1 protein-coding gene is annotated in these 24,331 nt (G+C 63.1%); it reads right to left on the bottom strand.

Translation table 11 applies throughout. The annotated features are described in order from the left end of the window. Window positions 1-592: 592 nt before the first annotated feature. The gene (locus tag AC3RLQ_RS14440; protein WP_493038211.1) at window positions 593-24,331 is read right to left on the bottom strand and encodes a putative Ig domain-containing protein; all 23,739 of its coding nucleotides are present in this window, start codon (window positions 24,329-24,331) and stop codon (window positions 593-595) included.

Genomic DNA, 24,331 nt, shown 5'->3' with positions numbered 1-24,331 from the left:
CAGTGGGGTGAGTCCGTGCCATGGGGTGAATGCCTCCCCTTGGCTGTCACTGGCAGGATCGCCTCCGGGCATGGAAAAAGCCGTACCAATCGGTGCCCCGAAGGGCCGAGGTACGGCTGATTCATGCATGAGGCTGCGCCGGGACTCAGTCAGACACGCTCCTCTTTTTGGCCTTGCTCCGTGGGGCTGAGCGTCTCCAGGCAGGTCTTGCCTTGGCCGGTGAGCGCGGTGCCGCAGGGTTGGTAGGGAACCGCTGTGCGGGTCCGTGATTCCGGGTCTATGGCGTCGCAGGCTTTCAAAAAGGTGCGCCGTCCCCCGGCAGTGAATGGCAGCAAGGCTGAGGCGCCGGTTGCCAGTTTCCAACCCCCAGAACTTAGGGTGGGAAACTGGAAACCGAGGGACAGAAGACTGGGAAAGAAAGTGCAGGTGAATGCAAACGGCAGGCAGGCGGTGGCAATGCGGTGCAGTTTGGGCGGTTGCCATGGGCAACCGAAAAAAAAGGCATGGCAACCAGCTTGGCGGTCAGGATGCGGACTTTTCCACACGCTCACAGACTGGCGGGATTGTCACCACGCCCATCCTACTTTTCACCTCACCACGGCGCAGTCTGATTCAGCTGCAGCGGCGCGTTGCGGATGAGGAAGAAGCCGTGGAAGGGCTGCACATTGGTGGCAGGGGCTGGCGTGGTCTGCGGCATCCAGGCGGGCGGAGTGGTGGTGCCGTCGAGGTAGTAGCCGGTGTAGCTGCTGGCGTCTGGCGTGGTGTCGCCATCCCAGAGGCGGAAGCGGTCGGCGGCATCCGGAGTGAGGCCGGAGGTGAGTCCATTGACCGGAACAGGCGTGACCACGGGCCAGCCGGGTGCGACGAGCTGGGTGCCGGCGACGAGCGGAGTGACGTAGTTCGTCAGGCGCACTTCGCCGGTGAACATGAGGACGTTGCCAGCACCGCGTACCTGCACCATGGCGGCTTCGTGCGCAGCGAAGGGGCGGGCGTTCATGCTGAGAACGTCGCTGAGCCAGTAGCCGTTGCTGTTGGTGAGGGTGGTGTAGTTGCTGGCGGCAGGGTCGAAGAACAGCACGCGGTCCTCGCTGCTGAAGGCGGTGGATGGGAGCAGTTCACCGAGGGTGTGGTGCTGGCGGACGCTGATGCGCGCATTGGCAAGACCGGCATAAGACTGGCTGGTATTTTGCAGCACGACGGTGTTGCCGGAGCTGCTGGCGGAATCGATGTCGAAGCGCTGTCCGGCCAGCGGGCCGTCCAGGGCTTCGAGGTAGAACGAGCCGGAAGGCAGGGTGATGATTGCCTGCAGCATGACTTCATTGGCGCTCACAGCGGCGACGCGGCCGGTGAAGAAGGCGGCATTGAGCAGCGGCATGCTGAAGGTGCGTGAGCCGGGGGCAAAGGACTGGCGGCTCCAGCCCTGGATACCGGAGGTGACGGTGGCTTCAGCGACGCCGTCGCGGTTCGCATCGAGATCGACCTTGAGGCGGATGTAGCCGGCGTCGAGGCCCTTGAAGACGAGCAGTTTTTCGAGGTTCGAATACGAGCGTGTGAGCGTGCCGTCTGCGTTGATGGTGGTGGTGGCTGCCATCGTGAGCTTCTTCCAGGCGCTGGCATTTCCGGCCTTGCTGAGATCGGTCAGTGTTTCGAGGCTGATGATGAGGTCGTCATGCGTGGCGGTGGGCACCGTCAGCAGGGCGATGAGCGTGCCGGTGGTGGCGTCATGCGTGAGGGCAAAGCGGTTCGGCTGCAGCGGGTTGGCGGGATCGGTGCCCAGAGCGTATTCGAGGAGGTTGGCAATGCCGTCTTCGTCAGGATCTGCGGTGGCGCCGCCGATGTCGCTGCCCTGGCTCCAGGTGGCGAATGTGCTCGCTCCTGGAAGGACGCTGGCGGTGAAGCCGCCGGTGATGATGTAGCGGCGGATGGCCGTGCTGGCTGCGAAGCCGGTGCCGGCAGGAGCGACAATGCCGAGGTCGCGGGTGAGATCCACGCTGGCGTCGGTGGCGTCATCGGTGGATCCTTCCGCACCGGATTCGGCGGCACCCACAGGGCAGAAGCCGGGGCGCAGGGTGAAGAGGCCGGTGCTGGCGCCATTGACGGCGGGGCTGTTGTTGAAGATGAGATCCTGACCCACGTCGTCATCGCCCTCGATCACGGAGGACATCGGGAAGAGACCTTCCAGCGGTGAACCGGTGGTGAACTGTGACGCAGGAATGTGCAGGAAGTAGCTGCCTGGATTCAGGCCTTCGAGGTAGTAGCGGCCTTTGCAGCTGCAGCCCGAGCTTCCCACGCTCACCGGATCATCCACGCCTGGAGTCGCGCCCTGGGCATAGAGTTCGACGTAGATGTTGCCAAGGCTTTCACCTTCATTGCGGACGCCGTCGCCATTGATGTCGAGGAAGATGAAATTGCCCACTGCCACGCTGGACCACAGGCCGAAGTCCACGGTCAAATTGGTGTCGGCATCCGTGTCGCCATCGGTGATGGATTCGGCGCCGCCGGAAAGATTGATGACCGGGCTGAAGAGAGCCGTGCCGGAGCCGCCGGGCTGCGCTCCGTCATTGTTGTTGTCGACGTTGTTGTCCGCGATGGCGGCCGTGCCGCCGGTGAAGAGGTAATCCACAGGAGGCGTGACCTTGACGTAGTAATTGCCGGCGGGCAGGGAGCTGAAGAGGTACGCACCGCTGGAGGTGGTGGTGAAGTCACTGCCCACCTGCACGTCCGCTGCGGTGCTGCTGCCGCCGATGGCATTGTCATCGCCGGTGGTGAAGAGCTGGACGGTGGCTCCGGCCACGCCGGGCTCGCCGCTGTCCTTGAGGCCGTTGTTGTTGGAGTCTTCAAAGACGAGATTGCCAATGGAGAGTGTGAGCACCTGCAGGGTGATGTTGAAGGACTGGGCACAGGCGTTGGCATCCGTGACACGGATGGTGACGGGGAAGGAACCCTTTGCGGTGGGGGTGCCGCTGAGCATGCCCGAGGAGGAGATGAGGACGCCGCCTGGCAGATCCCCGCTCTGCAGAGCATAGGTGTAGGGTCCGGTGCCGCCGGATGCGGTGAGCGTCTGCGAGTAGGAGGCACCGAGATAGGCAACCGGCAGAGTGGCGGTGGTGGGGGAAAGATTCAGGGTCGGGCAGACCGGGGCGAGCGTGTAAGTAGCCGTGCCGGAGCAGCCGTCAGAAGCCGTCGCCTTGATGGTGAAGGCGGTGGAGGAAACGCTGGTGGTGGTGCCGCTGATCGTGCCGCTGCTGCTCAGCGTCATGCCGGAAGGCAGCGTGCCGCTGGCCAGGGTGAAGGTGTAAGGAGTCAGACCGCCTGAAGGGGTGATGCTCTGCGAGTAGGCAACGCCGACCACTGGCGTGGCCAGCGTGGCTGGCGACTGGTTGATGACGGGGCAGATCTTCAGCGCGACCACCGAGCTGCCCTGGCAGCCGTTGGCATCCGTGGTGCGGATGGTGACGTTGACGCCGGTGCCATTGGAGGTGGTGGGCGTGCCGCTGATGATTCCGCTGCTGGCATTGAGCGTGAGGCCCGCTGGCAATGTGCCGCTGGTGACCGTCCATGCTGTATACGGAGCGATGCCGCCATTGCCGGTGAGCGTTTGGGTGTAGGCGGTTCCGACCGTGCCAGGAGTGAGAGTGGCAGGCGTGACCGTGATGGTAGGACATGCCGGCGTGATGGTATAGCTCGTGCTGCCGGTGCAGTTGTTGGTATCCGTGGCGCGCACGGTGAAGCTGGCCGCCGTGGTGCTGGTGGGAGTGCCGGAAATGACGCCCGAGGTGGTGTTCAGGCTGAGGCCCGCAGGCAGGCTGCCGCTGCTGATGGAGTAGGTCATGGTGCCCACGCCGCCGCTGGAGGTGACGGTCTGCGAGTAGGCGCTGTTGACCATGCCATTGGGCAGCGTGGCGGGGCTGACTGTGATGGTCGGGCAGGCGGGGGTCAGCGAGTAGTTGCGTGTGCCGGTGCAGCCATTCGCATCAGTGGCGGTAATGGTGAAGCTGGCTGTGGCTGTGCTCGTTGGCGTGCCTGCCAGCGTGCCTGAAGAGCTGAGCGTCAGGCCGGCTGGTAGGCTGCCGCTGGAAACCGTGTACACATACGGAGTCACACCACCGGAAGCCGTGATGGTTTGCGAGTAACTGGTGCCCGCGGTGCTGGCTGCCAGGGTGGTGGGATTGATGGAGATGACCGGGCAGACTTTAATAGAGATTACGGCGCTGACCTGACAGCCGCGTGCATCGGTGGTGCGCACAGTCACACTGGTGGCGGCACCCGTGGAGGCCGTCGGAGTGCCGGAGATGATGCCGGTGTTCACATTGAGCGTGAGACCTGCGGGCAGCGTGCCGCTGGTGACCGTCCATGCCGCATACGGCGCCGTGCCACCGCTGCCGGTGAGCGTCTGAGAATAGTTGGAGCCCACCGTGCCGGTAACCGCTGTCAGCGGCGCGATGGCCATCGTGGGACAGACTGGCGTGATGGTGTAGCTCTGCGTGCCGGTGCAGCCATTGGCGTCCGTGGCTTTGAGCGTGAAGGTGGCGGGGTTCGGGCTGTCCGGCATACCGCTCAGGGTGCCTGCGGAGCTCAGCGTGGCCCAGGTGGGCAGCGTGCCGCTGGCGACCGTGAAGGTGTAGGTGCTGGCGCCGCCCGTGGCGGTGAAGGTCTGCGAGTAGGCGGTGCTCACCGTCGGCGTCGCTGGCGTGGTGGGAGACAGCGTGATGACTGGGCAGACCTGCACCGTGATCGCCTGCGTGCCCTGGCAGCCATTGGCATCCGTGGTGCGGATGGAGACACTCACGCCTGCTGCATTGGAGGTGGTGGGCGTGCCGCTGATGACACCGGTGCTGGTATTGAGCGTGAGTCCCGCAGGCAGCGAGCCGCTGCTGACCGTCCATGTGCTGTAGGGCGCGGTGCCGCCGGAAGCGATGAGAGTCTGTGAGTAGGCGCTGCCCACCGTGGCCTGCGTGGCGGTGGTCGGCGTGATGCTGATCGTCGGGCAGTTCGGTGCCAGCGTGTAGCTCGCCGTGCCGGTGCAGCCGTTCGCATCCGTGGCGCGCACACTGAAGGTGGCGGAGGTGCCGTTGGTGGGCGTTCCGGTGATCACCCCGGCGGTGCTCATGGAAGCCCAGGCCGGCAGTGCTCCGCTGGCAATCGTGTAGTTGTAAGAGGCGGTGCCGCCCGAGGCGCTGAGAGACTGAGAGTAAGCGACGCCAATGACAGGAGTGGTCAGTGTTGCGGGTGAAAGCGTGATGACCGGGCACACCTGCAGCGTGATGGCGCGCGTGCCCTGGCAGCCATTGGCATCATTCACACGCACCGTGATCGTGGTTGCCGGGCTCGCGGAAGCCGTTGGCGTGCCGCTGACGACGCCGGTGCTGGCATTGAGAGTGAGCCCGGCAGGCAGTGTGCCGGAAGTGACCGTCCAGGCGCTGTAAGGCGCGGTGCCTCCGGTGGCGGTCAGCGTCTGCGAGTAGGCCGTGCCCACCGTGCCCTGCGCCAGTGCCGCAGGCGTGATGGTGACCGTCGGGCAAACCGGAGTGATCGTGTAGCTCAGCGTGCCGCTGCAGCCGTTGGCATCCGTGGCACGCACGGTGAAGGTGGCTGCCGTGGTGCTCGTGGGGGTTCCGCTCAGGACGCCGGAAGGACTCAGCGTGGCCCAGGCTGGCAGCGTGCCGCTGGCAAGAGAGAAGGTGTAAGCCGCAGCACCACCGGACCCGGCGAGTGTCTGCGAGTAGGCGGTGCCGACGGTTGGTGTGGGGAGCGTGGCCGGTGTGAGAGTGATGACCGGGCAGATGATCAGATTGATAATGCGTGTGCCCGAGCAGCCATTCGCATCCGTGGCGCGGAAGGTGAGGCTGACGCCGCCAGCATTGCTGGTCGATGGCGTGCCGGAGATAAGGCCGGTGTTGGCATTGAGCGTCAGCCCCGAAGGCAGGGTGCCACTGCTCACCGCAAAGGTGTAGCCTGCCGTGCCACCGCTGGCGCTGAGCGTCTGTGAATACGACGTGCCCACGGTGCCGCTGGGCAGCGTGCTCGGATTGACCGTGATCGTGGGGCACACTGGCGTGAGGGTGTAGTTTCTGGTGCCGGTGCAACCATAAGAATCCGTGGCGACGATGCTGAAGGTGGCCGCGCTGCTGCTGGTAGGAGTGCCGGAGAGCACACCCGCGCTGCTCAGGGTGAGACCTGCTGGCAGCGCGCCGCTGCCGACGGCATAAGTGTAAGGCGCCAGACCACCCGAGGCCGTGACCGTCTGCGTGTAGGCCGTGCCCACCGTCGGTGTGGTGAGTGTGGAGGGGGAAACCGCGATCGGCAGACAGGTGATGGTGACGAGATAATCTTCCACCTCACCCATGCCGCTGGCACCGACGGAGGTCGGGCTCTGCGTGCTGGTGAGACGGAAGCGCGCGCCGCGCTGGCCGGGAACCGCATCGACGGGCACGATGAAGTTCACCGTCTGCGTCACACCGTTCGTGCCCGTGGCGATGCTCGTGTTCGTGGCGATCTGTTCGCCTGCATCGGTGAAGGAGCCGTTGTTGTTGAAGTCGATCCACGCATTGAGATAACCCGCCGCACCGCTGTTGTTCGTCACCACCACGGTGGCGCTGCCGGCGGTGCCAGGAGTCTGGCTCGGCACGGTCACGCCGTCTTCGTCATCGCTGCCGGTGGTGTCATCTCCCGTGGCGGTGGAATTGAGCGTCGAGACATATTCAGTGTCCGCCAGCGCACCCATGCGCAGATTGGAGCTGGCAAGGCTTGAAGCATTCGCCACGCCGTTCCAGTCGCCGAAATCCGTCGTCGGCACGGCGATGGTGGTCACGTAATCTTCGACTTCACCGGTTCCCGCGATGCCGGTGACGCCGGGGGATGAGACATCCGTCAGGCGCACTCGCACTCCCACGTTCGAGCCCGTCACCGCACCTGCCGGCACGGTGATGTTGAGGTTCTGCGTGCTGTTGCTGGCGCCGGTGGCGACGCTGACATCGGAGGCGATCTGTTCGCCTGCATCGGCGAAGGAGCCGTTGTTATTGTAGTCGATCCACACGTTGAGGAAGGCGGCGGAGCCGGTGCTGTTCGTCACGATCACCGGGATGGTGGCCGGAGCGCCTGCCGTCAGGGTGGGCAGGGTCACGCCGTCTTCATCATCCACGCCGGTGCTGTCGTCACCCGTGGCGGAGACATTGCGCGTGGAGACATATTCCGTGTCCACCAGCGCACCGAGGCGGAGCGTGTTGTTGGCGGTGGATGCTGCATCGCTGATGCCGCTCCAGTCGCCGTAGTCAAGCGGCGGGCTGATGATGGAAACGACGTAGTCTTCCACTTCGCCGCTTCCTGCAGCACCGCCGGAGCCGGGGGAAGAAACAGAGGTCAGGCGGAAGCGCGCACCCAGATTGGTTCCCGTCACCGCATTGGCCGGCACGGTGATGCTGAGGTTCTGCGTGCTGCCGCTGGTGCCGGTGGCGATGCTGACATTGGTGGCGACCTGCTCTCCCGCGTCGGTGAGCACACCGTTGTTGTTGTAGTCGATCCACGCGTTGAGGAAGGTGGCGGAGCCCGTGTTGTTCGTCACGACCACCGGAATGGTGGCCGGTGCTCCTGCGGTCAGGGACGGCATCGTCACACCGTCTTCATCATCCAGGCCGGTGGTGTCGTCACCCGTGGCCGTGAGGTTGTTGTTCGGGGCAAATTCGGTGTCCGTCAGAGCTCCCAGGCGCAGGTTGGAGTTCATCGTGCTCGAGGCACTGGTGAAGGTGGTGAAGTCGCCAAAGTCCGTCGTCGGTGCGGCGATGCTGGCCACATAGTCTTCCACTTCGCCATTGCCGCCACCCGTGCCCGTGGAGCCCGGACTGCTGGTGGAGGTGAGGCGGAAACGCACGCCCAGATTGGTGCCGGTGACAGCCGCCGCAGGAACCGTGATGCTTTGACTGATGATTGAATTGTTCAGTCCGGTCGCGACGCTCACATTGTTGGCGAACTGTTCACCTGCATCGGCGAAGGACCCGTTGTTGTTGAAGTCAGCCCAGGCGTTCAGGAATGTCGTCGAGCCCGTGGTGTTGGTCACGGTGACAGGGATCGAGTACGTCCCGCCTGCGGTCATGGCAGGCAGCGCCACACCGTCTTCATCAGCCAGATTGGTGGTGTCATCACCGGTGGCGGTCGCGTTTTTCGTGGCGCTGAATTCCGCATCGATCAGCGCACCAAGACGCAGGGAGGTGATGACCGTGTTGGAGGCATCGGCAGCGCCGCTCCAGTCACCAAAGTCCGTCGTGGGGCCGACGATGCTGGTGACATAATCTTCCACTTCGCCGGTGCCTGCCGTGCCGGTGGCCCCGGGGTTGGCGACTGACGTCAGTCTGACGCGCACCCCCACAGGCGTGCCTGCGACGGCGTTGACGGGCACCGTGAAGTTGATGGTTTTGCTGGCGTTGGAGGTGCCGGTGACGATGAGGGTGTTCGTGGCGATCTGCTCACCCGAGTCGGTGAGCGAACCGTTGTTGTTGTAGTCGATCCAGGCGTTGAGATAGGCGGATGAGCCGCTGCTGTTCGTCACCTTCGCGGTGATGCTGGCCGCCAGACCTGCGGTGAGAGTGGGGATGGTCACACCGTCTTCATCATCGCTGCCAGTGGTGTCGTCGCCCGTGGCGGCGGTGTTCTTGGTGGCGTCGTATTCTGCATCGATCAGCGTGCCGATTTTCAGCCTGCTGTTGGCCGTGCTGGCGGCGGTGCCGATGCCGCTGAAGTCACCAAAGTCGAGCGTCGGTGCGGCGATGTTGACGACATAGTCTTCGATTTCGCCGACAGCGGCGTTCGCGCCGGTCGGTCCGGGAGAGGTCGGGGCGGAAAGACGGAAGCGTGCGCCCACATTCGTTCCCGTCACAGCAGTAATAGGCACGGTCACATTGATGGTGAACGTCGAGTCATCGCTGCCGGTCGGGATGTTGATGTTGGTGGCAATCTGCTCGCCGGAATCCGTCAGGACGCCGTTGTTGTTGAAGTCGATCCACGCATTGAGGTAGCCGAGCGCGCCGGTGCTGTTGGTCGCCACGACGGGGATCGTCAGCACCTGGCCCGCGGTCATGGACGGCAGCGTCACGCCGTCTTCGTCAGCCAGATTGGTGGTGTCGTCACCAGTGGCGGTGGTGTTCTTGGTGGGAGAATACTCGGCATCGATCAGCGATCCCATGCGCAGGCTGGGGCTCACGCCTTGGGAGGCATCCGCAAAGCCGCTGAAGTCGCCAAAGTCCGTGGTCGGCGCGGTGATGGTGACCACGTAGTCCTCGATTTCACCCGTGCCCACGCTGCCGGAGGTGGCGGGCGATGAAGCCGAGGTGAGCATCACACGTGCGCCGAGAGGCACGCCGGTCAGTGAGGTGGCCGGGATTGTGATGCTGCCGCCGATCGCGCTGTTGCTCGTGCCCGTGGCGATGGCCCCGTTGACTGCGATCTGTTCACCCGGGTCCGTCAACACGCCATTGCCATTGAAATCAATCCAGGCATTCAGATACGCCGTGGCGCCCGTCGTGTTCGTGACCACGGCTGAAATGGTGGCCGGAGCACCGGCGATCATGGTTGGGAAAGTGATGCTGTCTTCATCGTCGCTGCCGGTGATGTCGTCTCCCGTGGCAGTGGCATTGGTGGTGGCCACGTATTCCGTGTCCGTCAGCGCACCCAGGCGCAGATTGCTATTCGTGGTGCTGCTCACGATGCTGAAGAGCGAATAGTCGCCGAAGTCAGTCGTCGGCTGGGCGATGTTGACCACGTAGTCTTCCACTTCACCCACGCCGCCTGCACCGGTGGAGCCCGGTGAGATGTCGTTGGAAATACGTGCGCGCATGCCCAGGTTGGTGCCGGTGACAGCGCTGGCGGGCACGGTGACGCTGATGTTGATGGTGCTGTTCGTGGTGCCCGTCGCCACGGGAGTGTTTGTGGCGATCTGCTCTCCCACGTCGGTGAAGACGCCGTTGTTGTTGTAGTCGATCCAGGCGTTCAGATAAGCGGCGGCCCCGGTGTTGTTGCTGGCGACGACTGGGATCGTGGCCGGCGCACCGGCAATCATGGACGGCAGTGTGACTCCGTCTTCATCATCCACACCATTCAGGTCGTCACCCGTGGCCGTGGCGTCGGTGGTGGCGGCGTATTCCGTGTCAACAAGCGTGCCGAGGCGCAGATTCGTGCTCGCGGTGTTGGAGACGCTTGGCGCGCCGCTGTAATCACCGAAGTCTGTGAGCGGCGCGAGGATGACGACCGCGTGGTCTTCCACTTCACCGATGCCGACGCCGCCGGTGGAGCCCGGGGTTTGCACATTGGTCAGGCGGAAGCGTGTGCCGATGAGCGAGGCGGCGGTGACGGCATTGGCCGGCACGGTGAAATTCAGGGTGACCGTGCCTCCGCTGGTTCCCGTGATGATGTTGACATTGGTGGCGATCTGCTCGCCCGCATCCGTGACGACGCCGTTGTTGTTGTAGTCGATCCAGGCGTTCAGGTATGCCGTGGAGCCCGTCAGGTTCGTCACGGTGACGGGCAGCGTCATGGGCTGGCCCGCGGTCATGGATGGGAAGCTCACGCCGTCTTCGTCATCGCTGCCGGTGGTGTCATCACCCTGCGCGCTGGCGTTTTTGGTGGCGCTGCCTTCAAGGTCCTGCAGCGCGCCCAGCTTGAGATTGGTGCTGCCCGTGCTGTAGGCGTCCGCGAAGAGTGAGAAGTCGCCGTAGTCCGTCGTGGGCACAACGATCGTAGCGACGTTGTCTTCCACTTCGCCGTTGCCACTGGCGCCTGTCGGGCCGGGCGACGAGATGGAAGTCAGGCGCACACGCACCCCTGCGCTGCCCAGCACGGCGCTGGCCGGAGCGGTGAAGGAAATGGTGCGGTTGGAGTTTGAGACGCCGTTGCCGATCAGGGTGTTGGTGGCGATCTGCTCACCCGCATCGGTAAGAGAGCCATTTTGATTGAAGTCGATCCACGCGTTGAGGTAGGCCGTGGCACCGCTGGTGTTGGTCACGTTGACCGTGATTGACCCGGCCCCGCCCTGCGTGATGCTGGCGGGCAGCGTCACACCGTCTTCGTCATCGCTGCCGGTGGTGTCATCACCGGTCGCCGTGCTGTTGGTGGTGGCGGCGGCTTCCACATCGGTGAGGGCCCCGAGGCGCAGCGTGGCGTTCATGCGGCTGCTGGCGTTGCCGAACAGGCTGTAGTCACTGTAATCCGAGTCAGGCGCAGGCGTGACGGTGTAGGCCAGCGCGCCGCTGCAGCCGTTCGCATCCGTGGCGGTCACGGTGAAGTTAGCGGCCGTGGTGCTCGTAGGGGTTCCAGACAGAACCCCTGCAGTGCTGAGCGTGAGGCCTGCAGGCAGAGTGCCGCTGCTCACGGCATAGCTGTAAGGTGATGTGCCGCCGGATGCAGTGAGGGTTTGTGAATACGCGGTGTTGATCGTGCCATTTGTCAGGGTCGCTGGCGTGAGCGCGATCACCGGGCAGATTTGCATCGCTACGGCCTGGGAGCCTGTGCAGCCGTTCGCATCGGTGACACGGAATGTGACGCTCGTGCCCGCGCCATTTGAGGTCGTTGGCGTGCCGCTGATCACACCTGTGCTGGCATTCAGTGCCAGTCCTGCGGGCAGTGTGCCGCTGGTGATCGCCCATGATCCATACGGGGCCAGGCCACCGCTGGCGCTCAGGGTTTGTGAGTAGGCCGTACCCATGGTGGCGCGCGTCGCTGTCGCGGGTGTGACCGCGATGAGCGGACAGGAGGGAGCGAGGGTGTATGACCGTGAGCCGGGGCAGCCGTTGGCGTCCGTGGCCGTGATTGTGAAGGTGAATGAAGCGGTGCTGGTGGCAGTGCCGCTCAGGATGCCCGCGCTGCTCAGGCTCAGGCCGGTCGGCAGTGTCCCGCTGCTCACGGTGTAAGTGTAGGCCGTCGCACCGCCAGAAGCCGTGATGGTTTGCGAATAGGGGCTGTTCACCGTGGCTGCAGTGAGCGTGGCCGGATTCACCGTGACCACCGGGCAGATTTTCAGCGTGACCACCTGTGAACCCTGGCATCCGTTGGCATCCGTGGCGCGCACCGTGAAGGATGCGCCAGAACCGTTGCCGGCCGTGGGGGTGCCGCTGATGACGCCGGTGGTGGCATTGAGCGTGAGCCCGGCAGGCAGTGTGCCGCTGGTCACTGTCCATGAGCCATATGGGGCGGCACCACCGCTCGCGGTGAGTGACTGGGAGAAGGCGGTGCCGACAGTGCCGGTGGTGAGAGTGGTCGGCGTGATGGCGATCGCCGGGCAGGTCATCACCACCGCATAAGTCTTGGTTCCCACGCAGCCGTTGGCGTCCGTGGCGCTGAGGGTGAAGTTGAAGGTGCCGGCGAAGTTCGGCGTGCCGCTGAGGATGCCTGTGGTGGCATTCAGCGTCACACCCGAAGGCAGAGTGCCTGAATTGAGCGCATAGGTGTAAGGTGCCGTCCCGCCTGAAGCCGTGACGGTCTGTGAATACGCAGCGCTGAGGGTGCCGTTGGCCAGCGATGCCGGAGCCAGCGCCACGGTCGGACATGTCGGAGTGATCAGATAGTCTTCGACTTCACCATTCGGCGCGATGCCAAAGGCTCCCGGAGACACCGCCGTGGTCAAACGCACGCGCAGGCCGATCTGCGCCAGCACCGCCGTGCCTGGCACGGTGCCAGTCACATTGACGCTCTGCTGCGTTGCGCTGGAACTTACCGACGCAGCGCTGAGGGCTTCGGACGGATCCAGGAAGTCGCCGTCGTTGTTCCAGTCGATGAAGGCATAGACACTGGCGCTGCTCCCCGTGTTGTTGAACACGGAGACAGGGATGGTGAAGCTTTGACCGCGGGAGAATACGGGCAGTGAGGCGATGGCGTCTTCATCATCGGTGCCGCTCAGGTCGTCACCCGTGGATGTGGCATCAGGCTGACCGTCTGACTCGATGTCGAGCGTGGCGCCGAGACGCAGATTGGTGTCACGATAGTGCGACGGACCACTGTCGTTGTTGGCCGTCTGGTAATTGGCTGTACCGGTGCCGATGCCGGTGTCGGGAAGATCACCCCAGTCACGGTTCCCGGCGATGACGAAGGTGAACTGCTTGGTGGCGGTGGTGGTGGCGGCCACGGTGGGAATGAACTGCACATCATCGATGGCCATGCCGTCCAGGCCATACGAAAACACCATGCTGGAGGTCTGCGGTACGAAGGGCATGTCAAACGTGGCCCAGTTGTCATAGTTCGCGGCGTTCGGGGCCGGGAAGTTCACATTCGCCGGACCAAACAGGCTGGCGGCGGAGGCGTTGTAGCCGGCGATCCACAGCGCATTGCTGTAGAACGGCGGCTGGGCTTCCGTGGTGCTCGGATTGGCAAACGCGCCGCGCATCGCATAGCGCACCCGCAGCGTGTAAGGACGTCCCACGGTGAAACCGCTGACTGACTGCGAGGCCCAGCTGTCCACAAACGGGGAGGCGAGGTACTGCAGGCCGGCTGGCGTTTGACCCAGCAGCGAGTTGTTGGCGTTGCTGTCGTTGATGCCGTAGATCTGCGCCGCCGTCGTTGTGCCGGAGAGGGCGCTGTTGCCGAGCGTCCAGCCGGTCACGCTGGTGCGTGGCGTGAAGGTGATGGCGCTCCACGCATCCGTCTCCACGGAACCATTCGTCACAGTGACGCTGGCCGGGGTGACGAGGGCGTCATCCACCGCGAAGGTGACGACGTAGGTGCCCGGGGAGGTCGGTGTGCCGGAGACCACGCCCGTGCTGCTGTTGATCGACAGACCCGTCGGCAGCGCCCCGGAGCTGACACGCCAGTTTTGATAAGGGCTGCCGCCGCCGGTGGCTGCCAGCGTCGTGGAGGTGTAGGCCGTGCCTTCCGTGCCATTCGGCAGTGAAGCTGTCGTGATGCTCATGGCCGTGGTCACGCTGATCTGGATCGTGGTGAAGCCCTGGCAGCCGCGGGCGTCGGTGGCGCGCACGGTGACGGCGCTGGTGCCCGTGGTGGAGGTGGTGCCGGAGATGACACCGGCGCTGCTCAGGCTCAGACCTGAGGGCAGCGTGCCCTGGGTGATCGCATACGAGTAAGGAGCTGTGCCACCCGCGGCGCTTAAACTGGAGCTGTAGGCCACGCCCGAACTGACCGCCGGAACGGTGAGCGGTGAGATGCCGATGGCGGGGCAGGGGCGCAGACCAAAGTCTATGGTGTATTCATCACTGCCGAGATTGGAGGCACCGGGCTCGGTGGCCGTGGCGAGTGTGAACGGCATGCTGTAAACCGCAGCGCCCACACCCGCGACGACTGCATCTGCGCTGCTGACGAACGAGCCGGCGGTTTGCACGCCGTTGCTGTCGTTGTCGATGCCGTTGTCGAGGAGCACCGAAGTGGAACTGGCCAGCGGGAAGTCGAGGTTGAGGCTGTAGGTGGTCGTGCCGGTGCCGTACTTGCTGGTGAACACGGATTTGTTCGGCGGTGTGATCTTGAGGTAGTAGACTCCGGTGGGCAGCGAGGTGAACTGATAAGCACCGGCCCAGTCCGTGACTGCCGTCAGGGTGGAGAAACCAGAGGCGATGGTGCCGAAGCTGCCCGCCGTCAGCATGCCGCCGGAGCTGAGCACGGAAGCACTGCCGTTGGTCACGGCTTGGTCATCGGCCGAGTTCACGCGTCCGTCCGCACCGGCGCTCCAGATTTCCACCGGCACATTGGGAATGCCGCGTTCATTGGAATCTTTGAGCCCGTTGTTGTTCTCATCAAGGAAGACAAGATTCCCCACGCTCATGCCGCCCGAACCGACGCTGATGGTGTAGCTCTGCGTGGCGAAGCAGCCGTTGGCATCCGTGGCTTTGGCGGTGAAGACGTAGGCGCCGCTGGCGCTGGTCACCGTGCCGCTGACGACTCCTGCGCTGCTAAGGGTGAGGCCGCCTGGAAGTGCGCCCGTGGCGATCGTCCAAGTATAAGGTGAAGTGCCGTTGCTGGAGCTCAGCGTTTGGTTGTAGCTGGCATACTGCGACGTTGCAGGCAGAGTCCCTGGAGTGATGGTGAGAGTGGGGCAGGCGCCCGTGACGATGTAATCTTCCACTTCACCATTGGCGGTGGTTCCGGTGGACGTCAGCGTGGTGGCGGTGGCAAGACGGAAGCGCGCTCCAAAGGTGCCGAGGACCGCCGTGCCGGGTGTGGTGCCGGTGAGGTTGACAGTCTGCTGGCTTGCTGAAGTGCTGACCGCCACGGCGGTGAGCGTTTCACCCGCGTCGGCAAAATCGCCGTCGTTGTTCCAGTCGATGAAGCCGAAGATGCGCGCGGTGCTTCCGCTGTTGTTGAAGACCGAGACCGGAATGGTGTAGGCCTGGCCGCGGTTGAACACCGGCATGCTGGTGATGCCGTCTTCATCCGCTCCATCACCCGTGGCCGTGGTGTTTGGCTGGCCGTCGCCTTCCGCATCCACGGTGGCACCGAGGCGCAGCGTGGTGGCGGTGGCGGTATGGGAGGGGCCGCTGTCGCTGCTGAGTGTCTGATAGTTGCCCGCGCCGGTGCCGGTGCCTGTGTCTGGCAGATCGCCGAAGTCGAGCGAGAAGGCATTCACGGTGATGGCATAATCTTCCACTTCACCGCGCAGGGAGGAACTGCCGCTGAAGCTGGGAGCCGTGGCACCTTCCGTGGCGATGATGCGCAGGTATTTGACGCCGCCGGTCGTGCCTGCTGGCGGATTCAGCGTGGCCGTGACGGTGTTGGCTCCAGCGACGAGGCTGGACGTGCTGAGCGTCACACTTTCATTCGTGTCGAGCACATCGTTGTCGCCGTTCCAGTCCGCAAACACGGCGATCTTGCCTGCCGAGATCGGGCTGGTCAGTGTGACCGGGATGGTCAGTGTGCCGCTGCTTCCTGTCAGCAGTGTCGGCATGACGAGGTCTTCGTCATCGGTGCCGGTGGTGTCGTCCGCCGTGGCGCTGCCGGAAACGGGATTGCTGGTTTCCACATCCGTGGCGTTGGTGCCGATCTTGATCAGCGTGCTGGCGACGCGGGATGCGGACGCAAAGCTCGGGTAGTCACCGAAGTCCACGGTGGAGGCGTTGACTACGACGAGGTAGTCTTCCACCTCACCCGTGCCGACGACGCCGTTGGATGCCGGAATCGTGGTGCTGGCGAGGCGCACACGCAGTCCGAGGTTGGCCCCGATCACCGCGGTGCTGGGCACGGTGAAGTTGAAATTGAAAGCCCCGTTGCTGGTGCCGTTCGGCACGCTGATCTCAGCGCCAAGTTCTTCATCGGCGGTCAAGTTGCCGTCGTTGTTCCAGTCGATCCATGCCTTCAGGAAACCGGCGGAGCCGAAGGAGTTGGTCGCGTTGACGGTGAGCGTGGCGGGGACGTTCTGCGTCAGCGTGGGCAGGGTGGGCACGCCGTCATCGTCCGCACCATCACCCGTGGCGGTGCTGTTAGGCTGGCCGTTGCCTTCGGCATCCACCGTGGCGCCGAGGCGCAGATTGCTGTTGGCGGTATGCGCTGGTCCGTTGTCGTTGGAGAGGGTCTGATAGTTGCCTGCAGAGGTGCCGATGATGGTGTCGGGCAGATCGCCATAGTCCAGCGTCGGGGCGGTGACATTGATCGCGTAATCTTCGACTTCACCCTTCAGGGCTGAGGTGCCGCTGAAGGCTGGCGCGGCGGTGCCTTCGACCGCAATGATGCGGATGAATTTGATGCCAGTGCTGGTGCCGGCGGGAGGACTGAAGGTGGCGGTGACAGTGTTGTTGCCGCCGATGAGTCCCGAACTGGTGAGGGTGACGGTTTCATTGGCGTCCAGCGTGTCGCCGTCGCCGTTCCAATCCGCCCAGACTCCAATGCGACCGAGTGTGACATTGCCGCTGAGTGTCGCCGGAATGTTCACGTTCAGATCACCGCCGGAAACCACGGAGGGAATCACCAGGTCTTCATCATCGGTGCCGGTGGTGTCATCCGCAGTCGCGGATCCGGTGGCAGGATTCACCGGGTCTGCATCGGTGGCGTTGGTGCCAATCTTGATTTCAGAGCTTGCGATTTGAGAGGCGGCGGCAAAAGCGGGGTTGTCGCCAAAATCAGTCACAGGCACATTCGTGGTGATCGACAGCGCACGGGTGCCGGGGCAGCTGTTGGCGTCCTGGGACTGAACGGTGAAGTTCGCTGTGCCGGCGGCGGTGGGGGTGCCGCTGATGATGCCGTCGGTGGAAAGTGTCACTCCAGCAGGCAGGGCACCGCTGGCGATGGTGTAAGTGTAGGCGGAAGTGCCCCCGGATGAGGTCAGTGTCTGGCTGTAGGGCGCACCCTGGATAGCCCCAGGCAGGGTGGTCTGGGTCACTGCAATCGTCGGGCACACCGGAGTGAGGGTGTAGCTGAGAGTTCCGGTGCAGCCGTTGGTGTCCGTTGCTCTCACTGTGAAGGTGGCAGCCGCGGCGCTTGTGGGGGTGCCGCTGATCACACCGACACTGGAAAGCGAGAGTCCGGCGGGCAGCGTGCCAGATGACAAGGCATATGTGTAGGAGGAGGAGCCACCGCTGGCAGAGATGGTGGCGCTGTAGGCCAGACCCACCGTGCCGTTGGAGAGTGTGGCTGGCGTGACTGTGATGGCTGGGCACGATATGGTCGTGGTGTAGTCTTCGGCTTCACCAATCCCGCTCGCACCAATGGTTCCCGGTCCGCTGGTGGAAGTCAGGCGTACCCGCACGCCTGTGGTGCCGAGGCTGGCTGCAGCAGGCACGTTGAAGTTCACGGTCAGGTTGGAGCCCGATGTGCCGGTGGAGACGGCGGTGTTTGTGGCAATCTGCTCGCCTGAGTCGGTGAGCACACCGTTGCGGTTGAAGTCGATCCAGGCATTGAGATAAGCCGTGGCGCCCGAGGTGTTGGTGACATTGACAGTGAGGGCGCTGGAGGTTCCTCGCACGATGCTGGCGGGGACGGTGACACCGTCTTCATCATCAAGACCGGTCAGGTCGTCACCAGTCGCGGTGCTGTCTGCGGTCAGAACACTCTCCGAATCCACCCGTGCGCCAAGGGTCAGCGCGCTGCTTGCAGCACTGCCTGCGGACAGGAAACCCGAATAGTCACCCAAATCGAAGGGCACGCCGTTGTCGAAAGCAGAGCCGTTGATCAGCGAACCACCTGTCAGGGTGACATCTCTGGCATAGACGGACCCTGTGACGATGGAACCGCCCGTGAGAGTGGTGGCCGTGCCCGACTGTACCGCGAGGAAGGTTCCTGAATAGGCCGCTGAGCCTCCGGTCAGGTTCAAGGCTTTGGCACCTGGAAGCAGGTTCACGATGACGTGCTGAGGCAGCACGCCTCCGGACAAGATCATGCCGCTGCTGCCGGTGAAGGTGAACTCCGTCGTCACATTGATGAAGAAATAGTCGTTCGGACCGCCCTGCAGTGTGAGCATGCTGCCGCCGGAGAGCTTGAGGCTGGTCAGGTTGATGACATTGTGAGTCCCATTGGAGCTGATGGTGAAGGGGGCAGTCATGGCCCCGAAGGTCTGGGTGGCGGTCATGGCGGCCACGGTGGTGGAAAGTGTGTATGCCTGCGAACGCTGGGTGCTCAGATCAGTCAACACGGGAACGATGGTGGTGCCTCCGGTCCCCGGAAGCGTGTCAGCATTGCCGAAGGAGCCCGTTTGGGGCGGATGAATCATGACGAAATTGGCCAGACCGCCATCTGAGATGTTCAGTGTCACTCCTGAGGCTATGCCTGTTCCGCCAAAGACGCCGCTGGACGAATTGGACATGGAGAAGGTGCCGTCAGTGACGAACAGGCCAAACTGGCCGATATCGGGATCATACAAGGAGGAATAACCCTTGATGGTGAGCGTGTGGTCTTCCACTTCACCGTTGCCGGTTGTCCCGACCGAACCTGGGCTGCTGGTGGAAGTCAAACGCACTCGCACTCCCACGGTGCCTGGTGCCACGGTGCTCGGCACGGTGAAGTTGATCGTTTTGTTGGTGTTCGATGTGCCCGTTACAATCAGAGTATTGGAGGCAATCTGCTCACCGGAGTCGGTGAGCACGCCGTTGTTGTTATAATCAACCCAGGCGTTCAAGAAAGCCGTGGCGCCAGTGGTGTTGGTGACATTGACGGTGATGCTGTTGGAAGCCCCCTGCAAAATGAAGGCAGGCAGAGTCACCCCATCCTCATCATCCAGGCCTGCGAGATCGTCACCTGTGGCACTGGCATTGGCGTTGGCGGAGTATTCCGCGTCCGTCAGGGAACCAATCAACAAGTTGGCCACTAGATTGCTGCCAGCGGAGCCAAACGAGGCATTGTCGCCGTAATCCACCGCAGTCAGCAATCCGAAGTCGATCGTGTCTTCCAAACTGTCACCGCCCGTGCCGAGATTGCCCGGCTCCGCACCCTGCGTCAGGGTTACGATCGGGCTGTAAACGGCCGTCGCGCGGCCACCCGGCTGCGAGCCATTGTTGTCTCCATCGACTCCGTTGTCGCCAGCAGCAGTGCTGCTGACCACGGAGTACAGTGTCGGCGGTGTCACCGTGACAAAGTATTTTCCGGCCGTCAGTCCGACGAAACTGTAGGCACCCGTGCCATCCGTGATGGTGGTGGCCGCCAGCGTGTCTGCTGCTGTGCCTGATCCCCCGATCGCGTTGTCAGTACCGGGAGTCCAAAGCTGCACAGTCACTCCGCCGATGCCGCTTTCACCACTGTCCTGCAGCCCGTTGTTGTTGACGTCGTTCCAGACCAGATCACCGATGCTCAATGTCTTGGAGATGCCCAGGGTGGCATTGACAATGCCAGAGGTGCCGACGGTGACAGACAGCTTGCCATCGACCGTGCCGTCACTGCCCGCGCCGGAGCCGAGGAACTCACCGGCATTGAGCCAGCCGGTGGGAAGATCTGCCGCCGGTGCGGTGGAGCCCAGGCTCCCATAAGAGGTGCTCAAGACAACTTTGTAGGAGGTGTTGGCTGTGGCGCCGCCTAGGATGAAAGTGCCGTCGCTCTTCACGGGGAAGGAGTCCACGAGGTTGCCAGAGGCATCCACCAACATGGCGTAAATCTGGCCGCTGGCATTGGTGCCCGTGCCGCTGATGATGCCGTCTGCAAGGCCGTTGGGATCATAGTACACAATACCTTTCACCCCCAGCGAAGTCACCGAAGAGGAGATGCCTTCAGACAAGTCCGTGTAGGAGGCGGTGGGCAGCGGCCCCACTTTCACCGCTTTGGGCGAGGTGGTGTCATAATTGTCGATGCGGTAAATGTTAGTGCCGGTGGAGCCCAGGGCATAAAGCCGGGACACACCACCCACCCCGGCAATCTGCACGGAACTGTTGCTGGAGTAGGGGATCTGAGAGTCCACGCTCGCCGTGGTGGCTGCCGGACCCGAGGCATTCATGCCGTTGTCGATGAACTGGTTGAACAATGTGTTGGCGTTGCTGATCACCGTGGAGGTCACCAGCAGGCCATCCTGCGGACGAATGACGAAGTCCCCCCCATTGAAGGTCTGGGAGAGATGGAAAAAGTTGGTGTAATCATTGAAGGCGGGACTGTTCAGGCCCAGGCCCGCCGAGTTCAGATGCCACACCGCCACGTTGTTGCTGAGCTGGCCCCCGGCATAGTATTCACCATTGTAAAAGGCCGCACGGGGGAAGGCGCCGGCGCTGGCCGAGCCCGAGACGGGGCTGCCCGTGTTGAAGGGGACATTTGTGCGTGACGAACCCGTGACCAGCTGGGAGCTCCAGGTCTTGCTGACGTTGTCGTAGGCCGCCGTGTACAAATTGAAGTTGTAGCCGCTGGAACCCGTGGACGTGGCTGCCCAGTAAAACCGCCGGTTGAGCCAGTCCAGCGCCAGACCGTTGATCATCGCATCCGTGGAGCTGGTGTTAAAGCCTGTGGATGCCGTGTTGAGATCCAGAATGCCCGGGGTCACGGACACAGTCGGCGCGGCGGAGTTCGGATTGTAAACCGAGATCTCATCCAGGTAGAAGTGGCCGCTGACGTTGCGGATCGTGTAGAAGTAGTCCCGGAAGTTCGAAGAGGGAGCCACGATGGACGTGGTGTAGTCTTCCACTTCACCATACCCGCTCGCACCGGTGGATCCCGGGCTCGCCACCGAGGTCAGGCGGAAACGTGCGCCCACCGTGCCGACGGTGGCGGTGTTCGGCACATCAAAGTAGAAAGTTTGGTAGTCCCCGGTGGTGCCATCATCCACCACGATATCCGCGATCACCTGCTCCCCTGCATCAGTCACCACACCATTGTTGTTGAAGTCCACCCATCCATTCAGGTAAGCCGGCGCACCGGTCGTGTTGTTGAGTTTGACGGTCACCGCCACACCCGCCTGCCCCTGCACAAGAATGGCCTGCAGGGTCACACCGTCTTCGTCATTGAAGTTGGTGATGTCATCGCCCGTGGCCGCCAGATTGGTGACCGCGGTGATTTCCGTGTCCTCCAGGTCGCCGATGCCCAGGGCGCTTGAGTTGTAGCTGCTGGCATCTGCAAAGCGTGAGAAGTCGCCATGATCGGACGGGGGCTGGACGGTGATGTTGTAATCCTCCACCTCGCCTGTTCCCGAAATTCCGGTGTCACCGGGCGTGGCGATGGAGCTCAATCTGAAACGCGCCCCGATGGCTCCGGTGGCTGCCGCGCTTGGCACCGTGAAGGTGTAGCTGCGGTTGCTGCCGCTGGTGCCGGTGGTCACGACATCATTGACGATGATTTGCTCGCCCACGTCGGTGAGAAGCCCGTTGTTGTTGAAGTCGATCCAGCCATTGAGGAAAGCGTCCGCCCCGCTGGTGTTCGTGAGGTTGACGGTCACGCTCACACCGGACTGTCCTTGAATGACGGTGGCAGGCAGCGTCACACCGTCTTCGTCATCACTGCCGTTGGTGTCATCGCCGGTGGCTGCTGCATTGCCGAGTCCGGAGCTTTCACTGTCCACCAGCGCGCCCATCCTTACCGAGGTCGAAGTGGTGCTGCCGGCGATGCCAAACGAAGAATCGTCCCCGAAGTCCGAAGGCGGCAGGATGTTGGCCACATAGTCTTCCACCTCTCCGTTGCCGCTGGCTCCGGTGGAGCCCGGGCTGCTGGTGGAAGTCAGTCGCACTCGCACACCCACGTTCCCGGCGTTGGCGCCGCTCGGCACCGTGAAGTTGAGGGTTCTGTTGCTGTTCGATGTGCCGGTCGCGATCAAGCTGTTGGCCACAATCTGCTCGCCGGAATCGGTGAGCACGCCGTTGTTGTTGTAGTCGATCCAGGCGTTCAGATAAGCCGTCGCACCCGTGGTGTTCGTGGTGTTCACCGTTATGGAGCTGGCAACCCCCTGAACCAGATAAGCAGGGACGGTGACTCCGTCTTCATCCGCGAGATCGGTGGTGTCATCCCCCTGGGCGTTGACGTCCGTGGTGGCCGAGGTTTCGGCGTCCGTCAGCGCGCCGAGCCTCAAAGTCGAAAGCACCGTGCTGCTGGCGTTGCCAAAGCTCGAATAGTCACCGTAGTCCGTGGGGGATGCCGGTGTCATGGTGTAGGCGCGGTTGGAGGAGCAGCCGTTGGCATCGGTCACAGCAATGGTAAACGAGGCCGCCGTGGTCGCAGTGGGCCTGCCGGAGATGATCCCGGTGCCCGTGTCCAGAGTCAGGCCGGCCGGCAATGTCCCGGTGATGACCGCATATGAATACGGCTGCATGCCGCCCGCCACACTGAAGGTCTGGCTGTAGGCGGAGTTCACCATGCTGGAGGCGAGAGTGGTCGGGCTCAGGGTGATCGCAGAACAAGTCGACACTGTGTAAGCCTGGGTCACGCTGTAGCCACTGTTGTCAGTGGCGCGGAGCGTGAAATTGGAGATCGCTGCACTGTTTGGCGTGCCGCTGATCAATCCACTGGTGGCATTCAATGCGAGTCCCCCTGGCAGAGAACCGCTGTCTACGCTCCAGGCGTATGTGGGTGATGAACGCACGACACTGAGACCGTCGGAGGCCCCGATAAGCTTGAATGAAGAACTGAATGACGTCAGCGTGCCGGGGGCCGCAAACAGCTCAATGGCCTCACCTCCAGCCTGTTCGAAGAAAACGAGCTCAATCACGTGGGTTCCCGCCGACAGAGTCACCGTGCCGAATTTGTCCGTGGTCGCGTGCAGCGTATCGTCGGTAATGACAGCCGTTCCGTCGATCTTGACTCGGGCACCGTCGTCAGAGTTTGTGGCGAAGGTCCAGGCACCCGCTGTCGGGATGGTGATGACGCCCGTGGCTTTCAGGGCAAAATTGTCACCGGGCCCTGCCGGGAAGTCGCTGTCTGTGAAGTGGCCTCCAGTGGAACCGCTGCTGCTGAATGAGATCGTTGATGCAGAGCCCGTCCAGTTGCTGCTGCGGTTCGTGCCGGCCAGCACGGCATCCGCTGCTGCCAGTGTTCCGATCGTGGTCGAGGAGAACGCCTGCTGTACGTCAAACCCGGACTCCTTGGCGCTCATTGTCTGCGAGTAAGCCGTGCCGACCGTCGGCGGAGGCAGCGGGGAGGGGGTGATGAATCTGTAGTTGTAAACCTGCAGCAGCATGGCGGCCGAGCCATTGCAGCCGGAGGCATCCGTTGCAGTGAAGGTGAGGTTTGTACCTGCCTCGTTGGCCGTCGTGGGTGCGCCGGAAATCACGCCGGTGGATGTATTTAAGGCCAGGCCCGCAGGCAAAGTCCCGGAGGTCACCGCCCAGGAGTAGCTGCCATTTCCCCCGCTGGCCCCCAGCGTCAGTGAGTAGGGCCTGCCCACCGCTCCATCTGGCAGGGAGGAAGTGCTGAGCGTGATGCTCGGGCAGGCCAGCGTCGTGACGTAATCCTCCACCTCACCGTTGCCTTTGAGACCGGTGGGGCCGGGCGTGCTGGTGGAGGTCAGTCGCACACGCACCCCTGCGGTGCCGATCGAGGCAGTGGCAGGCACGGTGAAGTTCACCGTTCTGTTCGAGTTCGAGGTGCCCGTGGCGATCACGGTGTTGGATGCGATCTGTTCGCCGGAATCGGTGAGCACTCCGTTCCGATTGTAGTCGATCCATGCATTGAGGTACACCGTGGCACCGCTGGTGTTGGTGACGTTGACGATGAGGCTGCCGGTGGTTCCCGTCACAATGCTTGCAGGTACGGTCACGCCGTCTTCGTCATCGCTGCCCGTGGTGTCATCACCTGTGGCGGTGGAGTTAGCGGTGATGGCCGTTTCGCTGTCGGTCGTGGCACCGATTTTGATGCTGCTGACCGTGGTGCTGCTGGCACTGGTAAAAACGGAGTAGTCACTGAAGTCGGTCGCCGCATTGGCTGTCGTCGCTGCGGCAAGCAAAACGCAGCACATTGAAACGAGGAGACGTGTCGCTTTCAGGCGACACGTCAGACCGGAGAATCGTGATGCGTTTTCCCTCAT

It is taken from the genome of Prosthecobacter sp. GW821-HT29F12, from assembly GCF_058803405.1.
The sequence above is the reverse complement of the archived record's forward strand: the minus strand, read 5'-3'. Positions and strand labels throughout refer to the sequence as shown.

Coding starts and splice junctions, on each gene's coding strand:
- AC3RLQ_RS14440 (WP_493038211.1), bottom strand. CDS start 24,331: ATGAGGGAAAACGCATCACGATTCTCCGGTCTGACGTGTCGCCTGAAA.